The sequence below is a fragment of the Tunicatimonas sp. genome (assembly GCF_049647865.1).
Classification (GTDB): domain Bacteria; phylum Bacteroidota; class Bacteroidia; order Cytophagales; family Cyclobacteriaceae; genus Tunicatimonas.
This window is the reverse complement of sequence record NZ_JBARYM010000169.1, coordinates 1-1905: the sequence shown is the minus strand read 5'-3', so window position 1 is coordinate 1905 and position 1905 is coordinate 1. Positions and strand designations below refer to the sequence as shown.

General features: G+C 41.6%; 3 protein-coding genes. 1 reads left to right on the top strand and 2 read right to left on the bottom strand.

All coding sequences use genetic code 11. From position 1 onward, the window contains the following. Positions 1-210: 210 nt before the first annotated feature. On the bottom strand, positions 211-678 hold the full coding sequence (locus WBA23_RS05180) for a hypothetical protein (protein WP_424581185.1): 468 nt from the start codon (positions 676-678) through the stop codon (positions 211-213). 125 nt (positions 679-803) lie between these two features. Between WBA23_RS05180 and WBA23_RS05175 the strand changes: the two genes are divergently transcribed. Continuing rightward, positions 804-1370: a hypothetical protein gene (locus WBA23_RS05175; protein WP_424581184.1), complete on the top strand. Its 567-nt coding sequence runs from the start codon at positions 804-806 to the stop codon at positions 1368-1370. A gap of 86 nt (positions 1371-1456) precedes the next feature. Here WBA23_RS05175 and WBA23_RS05170 read toward each other — a convergent pair. Continuing rightward, on the bottom strand, positions 1457-1905 hold a 449-nt coding region (locus WBA23_RS05170; protein WP_424581183.1), incomplete at its 5' end, for a putative Ig domain-containing protein.

The following is a 1905-nucleotide window of genomic DNA, read 5'->3' as shown; positions in this document are numbered from 1 at the left end:
ACCTGGTTTTATTACGATGAGCAAGGGGACTTGATAAAGTCCGTCCGCTACCGGCGAGGAAAGAAAGTTGAATAATTGGGTTTAGATAATTTCGCAGCAGAAGGTTTAACCGAAGTTCGTTGGTTGCCGGAGACTTACGAAGTTTTAGCCATTAGCGTCCTTTATAATAAAGGGAATTGAAACTTCGCAAGTCCTGACTTAAACATATCTCTAAAAACCACTATCAATTCGCATATAGGTAGATTGCAACAAGGCTCCTGCGCCCTCAATGGCTGCCGTAGCAGTTTCTTCTACCTCTGCCAAGTTTTCATCGGGGGTTTGCCGTACTTTGGCGATTTCCCGACTGATATCGTCTACGTAAGTCTTTAGTTGCTGTAAATCGCCCGCCGGAGGAGTAGTGCCGCCTGGCTGGTTCTTAACCTCCCGAATTCGGTATTCCAAATCGGTCTTTTGCCGCATTAGCGAAGCAATCAGTACGCGCTTTTCTACACTTTCAAACTCAGTAGTAAATTCTAGTGGCTGACGATTATCTAAATTTGTATCGTCAAGTACTTTGTCTTTAGGGTAGGCCAGACTATCTGGCTCAGTAGAAGTAGCCGCTTCCTTATCGTCGCCCCCGCAAGCAAATAATCCCAAAGTAAAAATGGTAGTAAATAATAATGGTGAAAATAACTTCATAATAGTTGAGTTAATTAAGTACAGTGGCTTTTCTTAACTAAGAAACTAAACTTACCGGATAGTGTTTGCAGTTAATGCTCAAGAAGCAAAGCTTTCTGTTCGGTAGTTTGCACTAAATTCGCGCTATGAAAAATTCGGTTGTTTTAGCTTTATATTGTAGCACTTTACTACTCTTTAGTGCTTTTCAGATCACTGAGGATAAATTTACGCGGATAGACATCTCTGAGGAGATCAGTGTGAGTTTACCCGAGTCGTTTCAGCCGATGACTGAGGATCAAATGCAGCAGAAATTTCTGTCGGCTCGTCCACCCTTGGCGGCGTTCACCAGTCCTGATCAAATCGCTGACTTTAGCGTGAGTGCTGCCAACACCCGCTGGCGCGCCGACGATTTACCTATCTTGAAAGATTTTTATCGTTCTAGCTTGCTTGAATTATACGATGAAGTTGATTTTTTAGAAGAAGGAATACGGGAGATCAAAGGAACCCCAGTAGCTTATTTTGAATTCACCTCCGTGGTAAAGCCCGATGAAGACGCAATTACATCCAAATCCCCGGTACATCGCTACTCCTACGCTCAGTACACCATCCGCCAGAATAAAGCTATCGTATTCACCTTTAGCTGTCCCCGCCAACGTCAAAATCAGTGGCAACCTATTGCCCAAAAAGTAATGGAGAGTGTGAAGTTGAAATAGTGCTAAGGTGTTATGGTGTTATGGTGTTATGGTGTTATGGTGTTATGGTGTTATGGTGTTATGATATTTATAGATAATTTTATTACTTAAACACCCTTTAGCTGAAACTTATAGTCCCCACTATTTCCTGCGCCATCAGTAGCCGTTAATTTGATAGTTATTGGTTTTTTTGACTTCCACGTTCCGCTCATCGATAAATTATTGGCATCAAATCTAATCCATCCGGGTAGCTCATTATTGTTTGCCAACGATGCTTCGTAGAACAGATTAAGATCATCCACATCTTTGAATAAATCCTTAGGTAAATTCAATTGAAATGGCTCGTTATATTTTACTTCAGGGTCAGTTTTAACATCGTTGTTGTAGAGATAAGGCTTGAAAATAGATTTGGTACTTACCCAGTATATATCTGACTCGTAGTTTTCTGAGCCATTTACTTGAGTTACGCTCGTTCTGCTGAAAAATAGGTATTTTCTGTCCGGCGATACAAACGGTCGCTGTTCAATTCCTTTGCCGTTTATGCGAGCGTTCAACC

Coding starts and splice junctions, on each gene's coding strand:
- WBA23_RS05180 (WP_424581185.1), bottom strand. CDS start 678: ATGAAGTTATTTTCACCATTATTATTTACTACCATTTTTACTTTGGGA.
- WBA23_RS05175 (WP_424581184.1), top strand. CDS start 804: ATGAAAAATTCGGTTGTTTTAGCTTTATATTGTAGCACTTTACTACTC.